The sequence below is a fragment of the Stenotrophomonas sp. STEN147 genome (genome assembly GCF_056757995.1).
The window spans coordinates 169,195-184,684 of record NZ_JBRRCG010000002.1 but is presented as its reverse complement, the minus strand read 5'-3'; the positions used below and the strand labels follow the sequence as shown (position 1 = coordinate 184,684).

14 protein-coding genes are annotated in these 15,490 nt (G+C 64.2%); 7 read left to right on the top strand and 7 right to left on the bottom strand.

Translation table 11 applies throughout. The features are described from left to right. Window positions 1-3 precede the first annotated feature (3 nt). Window positions 4-2,367 carry a TonB-dependent receptor plug domain-containing protein gene (locus ACVOKU_RS03665; protein WP_481559117.1) on the bottom strand — a complete coding sequence of 788 codons (2,364 nt, stop codon included), beginning with the start codon at window positions 2,365-2,367 and terminating at the stop codon, window positions 4-6. Window positions 2,368-2,504: 137 nt separating this feature from the next. Here ACVOKU_RS03665 and ACVOKU_RS03660 point away from each other — a divergent pair, with 137 nt between their 5' ends. Beyond that, window positions 2,505-4,154, top strand: coding sequence for an ABC transporter ATP-binding protein (locus ACVOKU_RS03660; RefSeq protein WP_481559116.1), 1,650 nt, complete (start codon window positions 2,505-2,507; stop codon window positions 4,152-4,154). Window positions 4,155-4,303: 149 nt separating this feature from the next. Continuing rightward, window positions 4,304-5,122, top strand: a complete 819-nt coding sequence (locus tag ACVOKU_RS03655) for a S1 family peptidase (protein ID WP_481559115.1) — start codon at window positions 4,304-4,306, stop codon at window positions 5,120-5,122. A 12-nt stretch (window positions 5,123-5,134) separates the two neighbouring features. Here ACVOKU_RS03655 and ACVOKU_RS03650 read toward each other — a convergent pair whose 3' ends face one another. From ACVOKU_RS03650 to ACVOKU_RS03640, 3 genes are all read right to left on the bottom strand, one after another. Beyond that, window positions 5,135-5,413, bottom strand: a complete 279-nt coding sequence (locus ACVOKU_RS03650; RefSeq protein ID WP_053515798.1) for a hypothetical protein — start codon at window positions 5,411-5,413, stop codon at window positions 5,135-5,137. A 187-nt stretch (window positions 5,414-5,600) separates the two neighbouring features. Next, on the bottom strand, window positions 5,601-5,957 hold the full coding sequence (locus ACVOKU_RS03645; RefSeq protein ID WP_111186949.1) for a hypothetical protein: 357 nt from the start codon (window positions 5,955-5,957) through the stop codon (window positions 5,601-5,603). A gap of 469 nt (window positions 5,958-6,426) precedes the next feature. After that, on the bottom strand, window positions 6,427-7,422 hold the full coding sequence (locus ACVOKU_RS03640; protein ID WP_481559114.1) for a LysR substrate-binding domain-containing protein: 996 nt from the start codon (window positions 7,420-7,422) through the stop codon (window positions 6,427-6,429). On the opposite strand from ACVOKU_RS03640, the gene ACVOKU_RS03635 reads away from it, so the two are divergent. The 5 genes from ACVOKU_RS03635 (at window position 7,421) to ACVOKU_RS03615 (ending at window position 12,169) form a co-directional block, all read left to right on the top strand. Further along, window positions 7,421-8,449 carry a glutathione S-transferase family protein gene (locus ACVOKU_RS03635; RefSeq protein WP_481559113.1) on the top strand — a complete coding sequence of 343 codons (1,029 nt, stop codon included), beginning with the start codon at window positions 7,421-7,423 and terminating at the stop codon, window positions 8,447-8,449. The two genes, ACVOKU_RS03640 and ACVOKU_RS03635, sit on opposite strands and share 2 nt — an antisense overlap. Beyond that, window positions 8,446-9,072 (top strand): LysE family translocator, encoded by a 627-nt coding sequence (locus ACVOKU_RS03630; protein WP_481559112.1) that lies wholly within the window; start codon window positions 8,446-8,448, stop codon window positions 9,070-9,072. The genes ACVOKU_RS03635 and ACVOKU_RS03630 overlap by 4 nt, the downstream gene beginning before the upstream one ends. Window positions 9,073-9,191: 119 nt before the next feature. Further along, window positions 9,192-9,830 carry an acrylate utilization transcriptional regulator AcuR gene (gene acuR, locus ACVOKU_RS03625; protein ID WP_481559111.1) on the top strand — a complete coding sequence of 213 codons (639 nt, stop codon included), beginning with the start codon at window positions 9,192-9,194 and terminating at the stop codon, window positions 9,828-9,830. Between the two features lie 78 nt (window positions 9,831-9,908). After that, entirely contained in the window at window positions 9,909-10,895 is a 987-nt protein-coding gene (gene acuI, locus ACVOKU_RS03620; RefSeq protein ID WP_481559110.1) for an acrylyl-CoA reductase (NADPH), read from the top strand. Window positions 10,896-11,071: 176 nt separating this feature from the next. Then, on the top strand, window positions 11,072-12,169 hold the full coding sequence (locus ACVOKU_RS03615; RefSeq protein ID WP_481559109.1) for a hypothetical protein: 1,098 nt from the start codon (window positions 11,072-11,074) through the stop codon (window positions 12,167-12,169). Between the two features lie 99 nt (window positions 12,170-12,268). Here ACVOKU_RS03615 and ACVOKU_RS03610 read toward each other — a convergent pair whose 3' ends face one another. From ACVOKU_RS03610 to ACVOKU_RS03600, 3 genes are read right to left on the bottom strand one after another with little or no spacing between them, the layout of a single operon-like run. Further along, entirely contained in the window at window positions 12,269-12,667 is a 399-nt protein-coding gene (locus ACVOKU_RS03610) for a hypothetical protein (protein ID WP_481559108.1), read from the bottom strand. Continuing rightward, entirely contained in the window at window positions 12,648-13,109 is a 462-nt protein-coding gene (locus ACVOKU_RS03605; protein ID WP_481559107.1) for a hypothetical protein, read from the bottom strand. Before ACVOKU_RS03605 ends, ACVOKU_RS03610 begins: the two co-directional genes overlap by 20 nt. A gap of 53 nt (window positions 13,110-13,162) precedes the next feature. Next, window positions 13,163-15,469, bottom strand: coding sequence for a TonB-dependent siderophore receptor (locus tag ACVOKU_RS03600; RefSeq protein WP_481559106.1), 2,307 nt, complete (start codon window positions 15,467-15,469; stop codon window positions 13,163-13,165). Between the last annotated feature and the right edge of the window lie 21 nt (window positions 15,470-15,490).

The following is a 15,490-nucleotide window of genomic DNA, read 5'->3' as shown; positions in this document are numbered from 1 at the left end:
GGCTTACCAGCGATGCGTGAGGGTCACCGACAGGAAGCGACCCAGCGCGGTCGCATTGGTGGGGTCGTAGCCGGTGTTGATGCTGTTGATGATGAAGGGCGGATCCCGGTCGAGAAGATTCTGCACGTTGAGGGCGAGCGACGTGCCTTCGTGGTCGCCGGCCGGGGCGCCGAAGTGGTACTTGAGATTCAGGTCGACGGTCGTCCAGGAGCTGACGTGGGGGTGGGCGATGTTGGTCGGATCGCGGTAGCTGTCCACGTAGTTCACGAAGACGCCGCCTGCGGCCTGGCCCCGGTCCACGGTCAGGCCGCCGCCCAGCTTGAGATCGACCGGGTAGTACACCGCGTTGACCGCGTCCAGCTCGGGCGATGTGCTGGTCACGCGCCGCGTCGATTCGAGGATGTACTGCCCGGCCAGGTTCATCGCGATCCGCGTCTGGCCCACATCGACGCGATAGGACGCGTTGAGATCGACGCCGCGCTGCGAGGTGGAGGCGTTGTTGCGGAAGCGGTTGTCCAGGATCACCTGGCTGCTGGTCTCGTCCAGGCCGGCAGGGAGTGCATACGGCCCCACACGTGAGACGAACAGCCCCAGGCCCGACACGCCCAGCTGGCGCGCCTGCTGGATCTGCTGCTGCGATGGATCGACGGTCAGGATGTCCGCGTAGGGGGCCGTGGACTGCAGGAACAGGGACGGGAAGCTGCCGCCGAAGCCGCTGCCGATCCGGTCCGCATAGTCGATGTGATAGTAGTTGGCATCAACCGTGAGGCCGGGAACGGAGGGCGGCGCGAACGAGAACCCGCCGGTCCAGGTTTTCGCACGCTCGGGGCCGAGATCGGGATTGCCGTTGTAGAGCATCATCAGGACGGTGCTGCCGTTGGCCGCGTTCGGGTTCGGCACGTTCGCCACGACCACGGTGTTGTTCAGCTGCATGTCCTGGTAGACCGGTGCGCGGTAGGAGCGGCCGTAGCTGGTACGGAACGAGAGTCCCTCGGCGGCTTCCCACAGCAGGCCCAGCTTGGGATTCAGGGTGGAGCCGAAGTCGCTGTAGTCGTCGTAGCGCGCCGCCGCGGTCAGCGACAGGCTGCGAACGCCGGGCATGTCCTTGAGCAGCGGGATGTTGAGCTCGGCAAAAGCGGACCTGATCGTGCGCTGCAGATCGAGCGGCTTTTCCAGCCCACGGTGATCGAGCAGCTCATAGCCATCGCGGCGGTAACCGACGCCGACCGCTGCGCGTACCGGGCCGGCGGGCAGGCTGAACACCTCGCCGTCGGCCACCACGTCCAGGTAGCGCGATTCAGAGTTCGTATCCGTCGGTGGCGCCGTGCTGACGGTGCTGCCGGTAATGGTCGTGCGCTCGTAGGACACCTCGTTCCTGCCGAATCCAGCGTCCAGGCGCGCCTGCCACTGGCGCGGGAGCTCCAGGGTCAGGCCTGCGAACACATCGAACTGCTGCGTGTGCGGGAACAACCGGGTTTCGTCGGCCGTGCCGGAGATGGTGGTGTCCATCTCGCGCTTGGCGAACGAGCCGGTGAGATTCAGCGTCAGCACATCGCTGAGCTCCTGCACGCCATCGACATACAGGCTGTGCCGCTTCGATCCGGGATAGAGATCGTAGGGCCTGACCGTGACGTTCCGGGAGAAATCCTTGTCGGTGGCGGGCAGGTTGCCCTGCTTCAGGAACTCGTAACTTGCCAGCACACGGCCGCGGTCCCACGCCCACCCCGCGGACTGCGACACCTGGTACTCGTCCATGTTGCCGGTGGTGACCGTGCCGTACCGCAGCGACGACTCATAGCCGGTGAAGTCCTGGCGCAGGATGATGTTGACGACGCCACCGACGGCATCGGTGCCGTAGATGGCAGAGGCACCATCGGTGAGGATCTCCACGCGTTCGACCGCACTGAGTGGAATCAGCGATACATCGACATACTGGTAGCGGTTCGATGAGGTCACGCGATGGCCGTTGACCAGGGTCAGCGTAGTGCCCGTACCCAGGCCACGCAGGTTGATCGCGGTGCCCTGGCCGAAGTTGTTGCCGGTATCACGGTCAACACCGAGATTGGCCACATTGGCACCATTGGCGCCGCCACCGAAGTTCTGCGGCAGCTTCTCGAACAGCTGCTGCAGGGAGGCCACGCCAGTGCGGTCGATGGCCTCCCGGTTGATCACGATGACCGGCGACGCACCACCGCCGATGGCATCACGGATGTTGCTGCCAATCACCAGCACCTTGTCCAGGGTGGCCGTGGGTGCGTCGTCGTCGGTGCCCGCGTTCTGTGCTTGGGCCTGCGCTCCGATCTGCAGCGCGGCAGCGATGCTCACGGCCAGCAACGCGCGCCTACCGCCCATGAATGCCTGTTCCATTCCCCGGTCCATCACTCTCATCCGATCTCGGCCTGCAGCACGGTCACGTGCGCTTGATGGCGATGTTATATCATATCATTTGGCCGCACAGGGACTTCCTTCCCTGTGAACCGCCGAGACGCCGGGGACCGAGAGTGATGAAGCCGTTCGCTGTGCCCGCGCCTGTCAGCGAGATACTGACGGCCTACTGGAAAGCCGATCGCACGCTGCTGCTGCTCATTGCCGCCACCGTGCTGCTCTCCAGTCTGGCCACCGTTGCCGCGCCCTATCTGTTCTCGCGGTTGATCGACCGCCTCCCCGGTCAGGGCGCAGCGGTCCTGGCCGGGTGGTTCGTTCTCTACGCGGTGCTGCTCGGGGTGGGCAGCGTGCTGCAGAACACGGTGCAGTACCTGTCATTCCTCAGCGGCGAGAATCTGGGCTTCATCACCAGTACCCGCTACTTCGCGCGCCTGCTGAAGAAGACCAGCAGCTTCTTCGTCGAATACAACGCAGCGGAACTGCAGGTGGCCGGCGAAAAGGGGCGGGGGGCGCTCAAGATCGTCGTGCAGCTGGGCCTGGTGGCCTTCATTCCCAGTGCCCTGCAGATCGTGTTGACCCTGGTCACCCTGGGCGCGCTGATCAACCTGCAGATCGTCGCCATCGTGCTGGGCTACGGCACGGTGGCCGTGGCGCTATCTGCCCTCGCTACCCGACGTGCACGCATCCACCGCGAAGCGGCCGTCGAGGCCGGCCAGCAGAACGCCCGCTTCGTCGGCAATGCCATGAATGCCATGGAAACGCTCAGGCAGTTCGGCGGCAGCGGCTGGATGGTGCAGCGCTTCGAGCAGAAGGCGCAGAGCGTGCGCGACAGCTGGCGTGCCTACGTGCTGCAGCGCGTAGGCTTCATCGCCCTGCTGGGCATCGGCCTGGCCATCGAGTTCATCGTCACCTTCACCCTGCTGCTGCCGCGTTACCAGAACGGGCAGCTGAGCGTAGGCGACATCGTGCTGTTCAATCTGCTGCTGCTCCAGCTCAACCTGCCGCTGGAGATGATCGCGCGCTCCATCGATGACGTCGCCCGTTCGTGGAGCATGCTGGCGCCGCTCTCTGCCCTGTGGGCCGCGCCCGAGGAACCGCAGGTGGCCCATGCCGAACGGTTCTCCGCCCGCAGTGGCCTGCTCCAGTTCGACGGAGTGAGCCACCGCTATGACAACGGTCGCGGAGTCACCGATGCGACCTTCCACGCCGGACGCGGTGGCATCACCTTCCTGATGGGAGAGACCGGTGCCGGCAAGTCGACACTGTTCAAGCTGGCGCTGAAATCCATCGAGCCCCAGCACGGCCGGATACAGGTGGACGGTACCGATCTGGCCCGGATTGATCGCGCGACGTGGCACGGGGCCGTCGCGGTCGTTCCGCAGGACGTGATCCTGCTCAACGAGAGCTTGGCCGACAACATCCTGCTGGGGCGCCCGCGCGATGACGAGCGACTGCGGCATGCCGCACGCAAGGCTGCCATCCTTACCTTGATCGAGGCACTGCCCGAACGCTTCGAGACCACCGTTGGCGAGCGTGGCCTGAAGCTCTCCGGCGGTGAGCGGCAGCGCATCGCCATCGCACGCGCACTGTATGGCGAGCCCGCGATCCTGTTGCTGGACGAAGCGAGCTCCGCCCTGGACGAGGCGACCGAACGCGAGATCATGGGCCATATCCGGGCGCTGGCCAGCGAGGTGACCGTGCTGGCCATCACCCACCGGCGCAGTGTCGTCACCGATGCCGACCGGGTGGTGGAGCTGGGCGGGGCATAGATCGAACCCCCTGGAAGGCCAGCGCAGCCCTGATTCCGCGCCCGGTTTGCCGGCGTTCGTCGGCCGGCGCGGGGTCTGGTCGCATGCCGCTCATCAGGCAGGTGCATTTCGGCCAGCGTGGGCACTTGAACACGGGGATGCAGAGATACATGAAACGTTGGCTCTTTCTGATGCTTGTAACGGTCCCGCTTGCCGCCGGGGCCATCGTCATCCGTGACGACGTGGACGATGCCCGTTACCGCGTCGATGGATCTGCCTTCCCGGCCCTGGCCGACCTGCCGGGAGAGGGGCACGGCGTACTGATCGCTCCGCGCTGGGTGGTCACCGCCGCGCACGCGGCACCGATGGACGGCATGGGTGCCGAAGTCACCGTCGGTGGGCGCAACTACGCCGTCGCGCGTGTGTATCTGCACCCCGGCTTCAGGCCGATGCCGGCCGCGCTGGGCGACGAAGCCCTGGCAACAGGCAGTGCAGGGAAGATCCACGCGTTCCCGGCGGCATCGGATGACATCGCGCTGATCCGGCTGGCAACGCCCGTTGCCGATGTCGAGCCCGTCGCCCTCTATCGGGGCGCGGGCGAGGTTGCGCAGGTGGCCACCTTGATAGGGAAGGGCGCCACCGGGAATGGCGCCGAGGGGTTGATCCCCGGAGGGTCGCATCGCACCACCCTGCGGCGTGCGTTCAACGCCATCACCGGCGGCAACGACCGCTATCTCTGGTACCGCTTCGATCCGCCGCCGCGTGGCCTGCCGCTTGAAGGCGTGCTCGGCAACGGCGACAGCGGTGGCCCGCTGGTCATCAATGTGCAGGACCACTGGCAGCTGGTCGGCCTGGGTTCCTGGATCACCGCCGTTCCCGAGCACGCCCTTGAGGCCGGCTTCTATGGCCAGGTGGTGTTCAACGTGCGCATCTCACGCTACGCCGGCTGGATCGACCGCGTCATGTCCGGGGACGACGCCGGTCGATAGCGGTCGCCGGGTTCAACCCGGCAGCTCGCACTTCATCTTGCCGTCCACGTAGTACGGCTTGGGCACGTTGGGGTTGTCGCTGGTCTTCTCGAAGACCACCTCGAACGAGTCGGTATCCGGCGAGCCCTTGCGATCGGTGCAGGCGTCCTGCAGCTTCTTCTTGACCGCAGCAATGCCGGCATCGCGGTTGGCGCCTTCGGCGCTGTTGGTCAGGTTCACGGTTTCGGCCGAGGCCAGCGGACTCAGGGCCAGCAGGCAGCCGGTAATCAGCACGGTGTGGAGCTTGGTCATGGACTCGCCTCGTGAAGGTTCAGGGGCTTCGAGGATAGTGCGCGGCTGTTAACGGTGCGTGGTTGGGTGTGACGCGTCACGTTAGTAAGTGCCGCCCGCCGGTCAGGGCGGGCCCACATCTACGGACGCTGCGGTCAACGGGAGTGGCTGTGTGTCCCGCGAGCGCCAGCGCCCGCGGGACGAGGCATCAGCCTTCCGGCAACAGGCGTTCACTGGCGTGTGCGGTCAGCCCAAGGCCGGCCATGACCAGCCCTTCCAGCACACGGTCGCCGACGTACTGGTCAGGCTCTCCATTCTTGCGGGCGCGCTCTGCGGCAAGCAGAATTTCCATCACCACGCGCAGGCCATTGAGAGAACAGTCGGCGTCGGACAGTGCCATGCGTCGCCCTGGCGGAAGATGGCCTTCCGGCCAGGGCCGGCCGTTGGACGCGGCACCTGCGCCGATGCTGTGCAGCAGTGAAACAAAGGCGTTGGGATCCGGTGTGGGCTCGTTGGCGGGATGCAGGCGGATCGGGTGCGGAGAAGGGGGGTAGGCGTTGGTCATGGCAGGGCTCCGAACAGATAAACGGAAGCCGCCACCGATGAAGGTGGCGGACGGTGCGAGGTTCGAAACCCGGTCTACGCTAAACCGGCAGGCACAAGGCCTCCGCGCACCGCCCGCCATAGCCGGCCGACGGATTGCCAGCCGGCACCACCTGATGGGTGATGCCGGCTGGCAAGCGTGTACTTCAGCGTAGAACCGGGGTTTCGAAGCCCGGCCACCCGTTTTCGGTGGCGCGCCAAGAATTACTCCCGGTCATGCGGGAAGCCAAGGGCTTGGGGCTGATGCCGACAACGCCCTCGACGCTTCTGGCATTGTCGCATAGCTGACCGGGGCAGGGAGGCGCCCGTCGTGCAAGGGTTTGGCGTGATTTCAGGCGTGGGCTGTCGTGGTGGTGATGGCTCGAGTCCCGGAGCCTGGACTTCAGGGCAATCACGACACGCGGCAGAAGGGATCTGAAGGTGCTGGGCGCTCAGATCACCGTATCGCTATACGCCGCCTGTTCTTTCAGCCATGCGATCACCGTCGATGCACCGCTGCGCACATCGCGGTGCAGTGGAAGCGCAATCCAGTAGGCCGGGCCGAGCGCCACAGCGGCATCCTTGAATGGCCTTACGAGCACGCCAGAGGCGATGTCATCGAATGCAAAGCGATGGCGCGCCAGCGCGACGCCCTGGCCCTGCACAGCAGCCCGAAGCACGAGGTCTGACGATGAGAAGCGCGGGCCGGCAGTCACATCCATCGAGGCCGGACCGTACAGCTGCCGCCATGCCTCCCACGATGCATGTGGATCACGATCATGCACCAGCCGCGTCCCGAGCAGGTCGGCCGGCTGAGCAGGTTGGCCGGAAGCTTCGAACAGCGCCGGGCTCATGACCGGATACAGGACTTCGTCCATCAGCGGCTCGCACCTGGCATCGGGCCAGGGTCCACGGCCCATGCGTATGGCCAGGTCGATGTCGCCGGTCTGCAGGTTGTCGATCTTCTGGTCTACAACCACCGACACCTCAAGGTGAGGATGCGCCTGCTCGAGCCGCGGAAGGCGCGGAAGCAGCCAGCGTGCCGCAAATGAAGGTGTGGTTGATACGGTCACCGATCGCCCGGAGCGTGCTTCCTGCACTGCGGTGATTGCGCGCTCGATATCGCGGAAGCTCGACAGCGTGGCTCGGCCCAATGCCTCGCCTTGCGGTGTAAACGTGATTCCTCGCCGGCCTGCAGCGTCGCCGACCAGCCGTACACCCAGCCAGAGCTCCAGCTCCGCGAGATGGCGGCTCACCGACGAGTGGACGATGCCGAGCTCGCGCGCGGCCGAGCGAATCCCGCCGTGAGCATACACGGTGGCGAACGCCCGAAGTCCGTTGAGGGGCATCTTCATGGTGGACTCAATAATAGACCAGAAGCGGCGTCCCTTGGACCAGCTTGCCATCACACGATGTTGCATCGAGTCCAGATCGGAGAGGGTGAACATGGGAATGCTGGTCGATGGCCGCTGGGTCGATGCCGATTCGACCATGATCGATGGTCGCTTTGTGAGACCGGAAAGCATGTTCCGGCAGGGCCTGGATGGCATTGCGGGCCGACTGCGCGCACAACCGGGTCGCTACTGGCTCATTGCGTCGTCCAGTTGTCCGTGGTCGCATCGCACCCTGCTGCTGCGTGCCCTCAAGCGCCTGGAGCATGCAGTGCCGGTGCAGATCGCGGGCGGTGAGCGGATGCAGGGCTACGCAGTGGCCGGCGGTGCCTCCTGGGTCGTCCCGGGATGCGGCTCGCGGGTCCGGCACCTGCACGAGGTCTACCGCCTGTCGGCACCCCGTTACACCGGCCGGGCAACGGTGCCGGTGCTGTGGGACAGTCAGGCCTGCAGGATCGTCAGCAATGAGTCGTCGCACATCATGCGCGCGTTCGATGCGGCCGATGGGAACGTCGCGGGGGCGTTCACGCTCGTTCCGCCCGCCTTCCGCGGCCGGATCGATGCCCTCAACGCCGCGCTCCAGGCCGGGCTGTTCAATGCCGTCTATCGCGCCGGTTTCGCGCAGCGGCAGGACGCCTACGAAGAAGCTGTCGAGAGTGTGTTCGCCATGCTGGATCAGTTGGAGCGGCGTCTTGCGAATGCACGCTATCTGTTTGGCCTGATCATCACCGAGACGGACTGGCGCCTGTTCCCGACATTGGTCCGGTTCGACGCCGTCTATCACGGCCACTTCAAATGTGCACGTCGGCGACTGATCGACTACCCGCACCTGTGGGCCTACGCGCGAGACCTGTACTCCTGGCGCGGTGTCGCGGCTACGGTCGATCTCGACGTGATCCGCAACGGGTATTACTGGCACGATCGAAGCGTCAACCCGTTCGGCATCATTGCCGTCGCACCCGATGCGGACTGGTTGGCTGCGCACGGTCGCGAGCGCTTCGGACCGGCGCGGGTGACGCTTGCCTCCGGGCAAGCGATTGAGGTCGATCCCATGACGCTTCAGCGCGGAGAGGCGGTGCGATGAGCGCTCTCCTGATCGGCGCAGGTGTCATCGCCGTTGCCACCATCACGCCAGGTCCCAACAACCTGCTGGTCATGCGCATCGCCGCGCGAACCGGATTCGTGAGCGCGCTGCCAGCGATCGCCGCCATCGTTGCCGGAGGATTGGGCATGTGGGCGCTGGTGGCGGCCGGAGCAAGCACCGCATTCCAAACCGTGCCGCACCTGTACGCCCTGATGACCCTTGCTGGCGGGGCGTACCTGTGCTGGATGGGCGCCCGCCTGGTCCTGGAAACACTCCGGCCACCTGAGAAGCACGTTCCCACGCCGACCAGTGTCCGGCACGGCAGCGTGGTGGCGCTGTTCTGCTTTCAGTTCGTCAATCCCAAAAGCTGGGTGCTGGTGCTGACGGTGACTGCCGTCGTCGGCAATGGCGCCGAGCCCCTGCGGACCTCCCTTGTGCTGGCGGCAGCGTTTACGGTGATCTCCGCACTTTGTCTCGCACTCTGGTGCGCGATGGGCGTTTCAATGATGCGCCATCTGGACACAACCGCGGCACGCAACTGGATTGACAGGGTGATGGGCGCGCTGCTGTTCGCATCAGCACTGTTGCTCGTGCTCGCTCCGGCCAACATGCCGAGCGCATGATCCCAATCATGATCGGCGGGGTGCTGGTTCCAGCTCTGAGAATGGCGAAGCCTGGCAACTCTGGAGGGGTCAGACCTGCCCGTTTGAATTTAGAAAACGGCCGGTCTAAAATGTGCGGCATGACTCCTGCTGTCACTACGACTACGCGCCGCCGGGGGCGCCCGCCGAGGGCGGATCGCGGCTTTGATGACACCCGGCGCGAGCTGGTGCGCACTGGGATCGCGTTGTTGACGGAGCGAAGCTTCTCTGCAACGGGCATCGACGCAATCGTCAGGCAGCTGGGCGTCCCCAAGGGCTCGTTCTACCACTACTTCGACAGCAAAGAGGCCTACGGCTTGGCTGTGCTCGAGGCCTACGACGAGTATTTCTGCCGCAAGCTGGACCGGCATCTACTGGACGAAGAGCGCGATCCGCTTGAGCGGATCCTTGGATTCGTCGCCGACGCCTGCAATGGCCTGGAACGATTCGACTTCCGGCGAGGCTGCCTGGTCGGCAACCTTGGCCAGGAGATCTCGACATTGCCGCAGGCCTACCGTGCCCGATTGATCGAGGTATTCAACGGATGGGAATCCCGGCTGGCCGCCTGCCTTGAACTGGCCCGGGGGCGCGCTGAGCTCTCGTCCGACGCGCGCTGCTCCGAGATCGCCACCGCCTTCTGGATCGGATGGGAGGGCGCTGTCCAGCGTGCACGGCTTGAGCGCAGCGTTGTGCCGCTCACGATCTTCGCCAATGCGTTCCTGGCGGGCTTGCCCCGCTGAGTCCATGTTCGTTTGCCGGCATGTAGCCGATCAGTCTAAATCATGCAGCAACCTTGCTGCTGCCCCAGGAGGAAGGCCATGTTCAACGCCGTATACATAGACAAGACGGGAAACGAATTGCAGGTCGACGTCAGGCAGGTGCCTGAATCGGCCCTGCCGGAGGGCGACGTCACCGTCCAGGTTTCGCACAGCACACTGAACTACAAGGACGCGATGGCAATCACCGGCCAGGGCGGTGCGGTGGTGCGGTCCTTTCCGATGGTGCCCGGCATCGACCTGGCCGGCACTGTGCTCGAGTCGGCGGACCGGCGCTATCAACCGGGCGACCAGGTGGTTCTCAATGGCTGGGGCGTGGGTGAGCGGCACTGGGGAGGGCTTTCGCAGCTGGCACGCGTCAACGCCGACTGGCTGATCCCGCTTCCAAAGGGCATGCAGCCCGAGCAGGCCATGGCCATCGGAACGGCCGGCTATACCGCCATGTTGAGTCTGATCGCGCTGGAGCGTCATGGCCTTTCCCCGGATGCCGGTGAAGTGCTGGTTACCGGAGCGAGCGGAGGCGTAGGCAGCTTCGCTGTGACGTTGCTGGCCGATCGTGGCTACAACGTCGTGGCGTCCACCGGACGGCTGGACGAGACCGACTACCTGAACTCCCTGGGTGCCAGCGAGGTTATTGATCGCAATGTGCTGTCCCAGCCAGGCAAGCCACTTCAGCGGGAGCGGTGGAGTGCCGCCATTGACTCGGTGGGCAGCCACACACTGGCAAATGTGTGTGCCGCCATCAAGGAAGATGGCGCCGTGGCCGCGTGCGGGCTGGCTCAGGGCATGGACTTTCCTGCCACGGTCGCGCCCTTCATCCTGCGCGGCGTGAGCCTGCTGGGAATCAACAGCGTCACGCGGCCCACCGCAGAGCGGCTCGTGGCGTGGGAACGGCTTGCCAAGGACCTGGATATGGGCAAGCTCGACGCCATCTCCCAGCACATCGGCCTGGGAGAGGTTGTAGCCACTGCCGAAGCCCTGATGGCGGGACGCATCCGCGGACGCGTCGTGGTCAACGTCAATCGTTGACGTGAGGATCGTTGCCGCTGCCTGATGATGGCGTGGCGCCACTGGCCGGGGGCTCTGTCATCTCCTGAAGGCGCGGGCCTGCACCGTGCCGACCATCGACCAACGCCTTCTTCACTGCCCGCGACATTACACTTGCGCGCTTTCACATGCGGAACAGGGAGGCAAGTAACCCCATCGTGAGAGCCATTTCCTCTATTGCCGCTGCCGTGCTCGTCAGCGCTTCGCTGACAGCGGAGGCATCGGAACGCGATCGAAACGGCGGCGCTTACTTCGAGCCGGGCGGCGCGGCAAGGTTCAACTACGGCTGGCTCGACTACGGCGCGACCAGCCGCCTCCAGCTTGAACTGCTGCGTGCAGACCTCGACGCTGGGACCGGGCCGTTTTCCTTCTCTGCCCAATACCGCTGGTACGATGGTTTCGACGCTGTGCATCACGCCTACGCGGGCTGGCAGTTCTCCGATGCTACCCAGCTGAAGGCAGGTATCCAGCAAGTCCCGTTCGGGCTGCTCCCTACCGTTTCGCAGAGTTTCTGGTTCGGCTCCGGCTACTACCTGGGCATCGAGGATGACTACGATCCCGGCCTTGTAGTGATTCACCGCAGCGGCAGCACAACCTGGCATCTCGGCTGGTTCTCCGGAGACGAATACGGATCGGGCGCTCGCTACGATCGCTACTCCTTTGATGTCGCGCAGACCGAGGCGTTGCCGTATCGCGAGCGGCAACGGCTGCATGCACGCGTGGAGAATGCGCGCGACTGGGCTGGCGGAGACCTGTTGCTGGGCGCATCTGCGTTCGCCGGCAATGTGCAGAACACACAGACACGACGCCATTACGGTCACCAGGGTGCAGCTCTGCATGCACAGTGGACGCGCGATGGCTGGACCGCGCAGTTGCAGTGGGCGCGCTACCGGTATGACGTACCCGGAGAGCGCATCGCGATGTCGGCGTTCCAATCCCCCTTCGAGATTGCAGCGCAGGCGGATGTGCCAAGCGCCAACGTCGCCTATTCGTTCGGCCAGAAGGGCTGGCTGGACGACGTCACCTGCTACAACAACCTCAGCATGACCCGACCAGTAGGGCACCGCGCGGGCCTACGCAACTCGTGGCAGAACGTGACCGGTTGCAGCCTGCAGAAGGGCGTCATGCTCACCTATGTCGATTGGATCGCCGGCCGCAACATGTGGTTTGCCGGCGGCGACGGCATCGGCATCAGCGAGGGAGGCCCTTCGCGCTGGCAGTCTCGGTTGAATCTGAACCTCGGTTTCTACTTCTGACCGGCCTCGCGCGCTCAGCAGGCCCTTCCATTGAAGAACCCGGAGGCATGCTGTCAGGAGCGCTGAGACGCCGCAGGTACAGCGCCCAAGGAAGGCGGCTCAGGGCGTCTCGTTTGATTGAGACAGCAGACTCCTCGCAACTTCTATTGCTCTCTCGCGTGAGGTGACAATGTGGAGAGGGTAGCCCCAGAACTTGGAAAAGGGTACCGAGAACGCCTTGTAGGCGACGCGCTTGGCCGGATTGGGCTCGACCAGGACCATCCCCAGAACCAGCCTGCGAAGCTCGGCCTTGTGCTGCTTCATCCACAGCCCCATGCGTTTCTTCTCCGCTGGCGAGTGGTCATGCTCCTCCGATGGCGCCGTATCAGTGAGAAGTACGAAGGGCTCACCCCGGCGCAGATTCTCCTCGAACGCGTCGAAGTCATCCTGATGTTCGTGTTCGGGGCCTTGCGCAAGATCCATCCAGACCAGGGGAAAATCACTGCTGTTCATCGACATGGGCGGCCTCCTTGAGTTTGATGTGTCGCCAGGTAGTCGCTGCAGCGAACAGGCCCGGCAGCGTGATGAAGAAGATTGCGGAAAAAGTGACGTGCCAACCGTCCCTGAAACCGTCGAAGACGCCGCCGAGCGTATTCAGCAGCACAAGTGCGCTCCCCAGTATCAGCGTAATCCAACAGGATCTTCGGGTATTTGACAGTGCGAGAAGCACTGTCACGATCCAGCACCCGTAATAGGCGGGAAATGCCCAGAGCGCGTCGTGATCAAACGTGATTGCCGGTGCCGCTCCATTGGCCCTGGCGAAGTCGTTGACGTAGAAGAACAGCTGGAAGGTGACGAAGAGAATGGCGCCAGCGGCAGTCGTCAGCCACAGCAATGCAACTCTGTCTGGAACACTTCCGGGCCGGGGTGGGGCGGTGGGCGAAGAGGGTTGAGTGGACATGGCGGATTGTTCTCTGGTGAGCCTCTATGGATCTTGTCGGGTACAGCGATGAATCAGTATCTGTAGTCCAGCGTCACCATCACATTGCGCGGCGCGCCATAGCCGACGGTGTCGAAATCTCCCTTCTGAAGCGCGTACTTCCTGTCCAGGACGTTGTTGACGTTGATGGCCACACTGGACTTGTCCGTGATGGAGTAGCGACCCATTACCGAGAGAAGTGCATAGGATCCCTGTTCTCCACCCAGGGAACTGGTTCCTGTGTTGGGCGCGTTGTAGAAGCGGCTTTGCCATTTGAAGCCGCCGCCCAGCGTCAAGCGGTCCCATTGGCCCGGCAACCGATAGGTCGTGAAAAGCTGCGCCGTGGTGCGGGGCAACTGCGTGTTCAAGCGCTCGTGGGCACCGTCCTTCGCAGTGAAGTGCGCGACACCCGCGTAGACGTTCCATCCACGGGACAGCTCTCCCTGAAGATCCAGCTCGATACCGCGAGACCTGGTCCCGTCGGCGCCGCGGTAAGCCTGCGCTCCGCTGGGTGTGTAGGTACCGGCGACCGATTGCGCGGCGTTGTCCAGTTCGGTGTGGAAGAGGGCAATCGATGCAGTCAAGCGCCCGTCAAGAAGCCCTGCCTTCAGCCCGATTTCGCTTGTTCTGCCTTTTGAAGGGGTCAGCACGTTACCGTTGCTGTCCCGATACTCGGTCTGGGGGTTGAACACCCCTGTGTGGCTGGCGTAGACCGAGTACGTCGCGTTGATGTCGTAGATCAGGCCGGCGTACGGGGTGAACTCGCCACTTTTTCTGTAATGCATCGGTGCTCCACCGGCCGCATCGTCGATTTCATAGGTACTGAGGCGACCCCCGACGATCAGCTTCAATGGGTCAGCCAGCGAGAGTCGCGCCGCGCTGTAGACGCCACCTTGCTTGATTCGGGTTCGCGTCGGCGTTGTGGGTATCGCATCGAAGTCAGGCCTGCGGAATGAGGGGCTCAACGCATACACGTTCACCGGCCAGATGCCTGCATAGAAGGGGGCGACGTCCTCCTGATATGCGTTGCGCCGCGAGCTGGTGGCGCCGACAACCAGATCGTGCTGTCGGCCAAACAGCTGGAAGGGGCCACCGGCCATGACGTCGAACGTGTTCTGGCGACTGCGCCCCTTGGACGCCAGCGCTACCGGATAGGCCCCGTTGGGGAACACGCCCAGGCCTGTGGCACGATCAGGTCGGCCGATGAGGCCAAGGAGCTCGGCCGCATGCTCGGTCCGATATTGATTCGCGGTGGCCTGGAACTTCCAGCCGTTTCCGAAGAGATGCTCGATTTCGGCGAAGGCCGTCTTGAGGGTGTTGTCCCAGTAGCTCCAGTCCTGCGCGTAGTTCCGGGAGCGCGCATACTCCGCTTGCGTACCATCGCTGAACCAAAGTGGCAGGCCTCCCCAGGTCGATCCCTTCGGCGTGATGTCCTGGTATTCGTACCCCAGGCGGAAGGTCGTGTCGGCGGTCAGATCGGCCTCGATGACGCCGTACAGTGACTTCCTCTGCGGCCTGTAACCATCAAGGTAGCTATGTCCGTCCTGGTATGTCCCCACCAGTCGCGACCGGATCCGACCGTCGGCGGTCAGCGGTGTGGAGATGTCGCCGACGCCCCGATAGGTCTCCCAGCTGCCGGCCCCCAGCGAAGCGCTCGCCGAGAAATCACGTGTCGGTCGTTTGCGCACAAGATTGATCGCGGCTGAAGGGTTGCCGGTACCTGTCAGCAGGCCCGATGCACCACGCACGACTTCCACGCGGTCGTAGAAGGCTGTATCAAGAGTGCCGATGCCACTTCCATTGACGGTGCTGCCGACCACCGTGGGTATGCCGTTGTACTGGATGTTATTGATCAGGAAGCCGCGCGCATAGAAGCTGGTGCGCTCACTGTCCGACTGGTACGTGGCGATTCCAGAAGTGCTCTCCAGTGCTGCCTGCACCGAGTCCAGGTGCTGGTCATCCATGCGTTGACGCGTCAGTACAGTCAGTGCCTGCGGCGTCTGCTTGAGCGACAGCGGCATGCGCGTGGCGGCAGAGGACTCCCGCGTCGTATAGGATCCTGTGCCCTCTGTGGCCGCCTTGTCCTTGTGAGCCAGCACTGTAACCGTGGGTAACGCGGTCTCTTCCGGCGCTGTCCTTTCGTCCGCGCGATCCGACGGAACGGATTCGCCTGCAAATGCGGTCTGCGCGCCCAGCAGGGCCAATGCAACTGCCACGGCCAGGCCAGCGTATCGGGCGTCCCTCGGGCGCCCGCGCCTGTACTCCAGATCAGAATTCCCATCCGCACCTGCAAGCACGTTGATCGGGTAATGGGGAGCATCGGCGCTCTGCTGGCCAGTCATAAATAATAGTCATTCGCGTTT

What these genes read in the sequence shown, in the direction of transcription:
- ACVOKU_RS03665 (WP_481559117.1), bottom strand. Translation starts at nt 2,367, where the DNA reads ATGGAACAGGCATTCATGGGCGGTAGGCGCGCGTTGCTGGCCGTGAGC.
- ACVOKU_RS03660 (WP_481559116.1), top strand. Translation starts at nt 2,505, where the DNA reads ATGAAGCCGTTCGCTGTGCCCGCGCCTGTCAGCGAGATACTGACGGCC.
- ACVOKU_RS03655 (WP_481559115.1), top strand. Translation starts at nt 4,304, where the DNA reads ATGAAACGTTGGCTCTTTCTGATGCTTGTAACGGTCCCGCTTGCCGCC.
- ACVOKU_RS03650 (WP_053515798.1), bottom strand. Translation starts at nt 5,413, where the DNA reads ATGACCAAGCTCCACACCGTGCTGATTACCGGCTGCCTGCTGGCCCTG.
- ACVOKU_RS03645 (WP_111186949.1), bottom strand. Translation starts at nt 5,957, where the DNA reads ATGACCAACGCCTACCCCCCTTCTCCGCACCCGATCCGCCTGCATCCC.
- ACVOKU_RS03635 (WP_481559113.1), top strand. Translation starts at nt 7,421, where the DNA reads ATGGGAATGCTGGTCGATGGCCGCTGGGTCGATGCCGATTCGACCATG.
- ACVOKU_RS03640 (WP_481559114.1), bottom strand. Translation starts at nt 7,422, where the DNA reads ATGTTCACCCTCTCCGATCTGGACTCGATGCAACATCGTGTGATGGCA.
- ACVOKU_RS03630 (WP_481559112.1), top strand. Translation starts at nt 8,446, where the DNA reads ATGAGCGCTCTCCTGATCGGCGCAGGTGTCATCGCCGTTGCCACCATC.
- acuR (WP_481559111.1), top strand. Translation starts at nt 9,192, where the DNA reads ATGACTCCTGCTGTCACTACGACTACGCGCCGCCGGGGGCGCCCGCCG.
- acuI (WP_481559110.1), top strand. Translation starts at nt 9,909, where the DNA reads ATGTTCAACGCCGTATACATAGACAAGACGGGAAACGAATTGCAGGTC.
- ACVOKU_RS03610 (WP_481559108.1), bottom strand. Translation starts at nt 12,667, where the DNA reads ATGTCGATGAACAGCAGTGATTTTCCCCTGGTCTGGATGGATCTTGCG.
- ACVOKU_RS03605 (WP_481559107.1), bottom strand. Translation starts at nt 13,109, where the DNA reads ATGTCCACTCAACCCTCTTCGCCCACCGCCCCACCCCGGCCCGGAAGT.
- ACVOKU_RS03600 (WP_481559106.1), bottom strand. Translation starts at nt 15,469, where the DNA reads ATGACTGGCCAGCAGAGCGCCGATGCTCCCCATTACCCGATCAACGTG.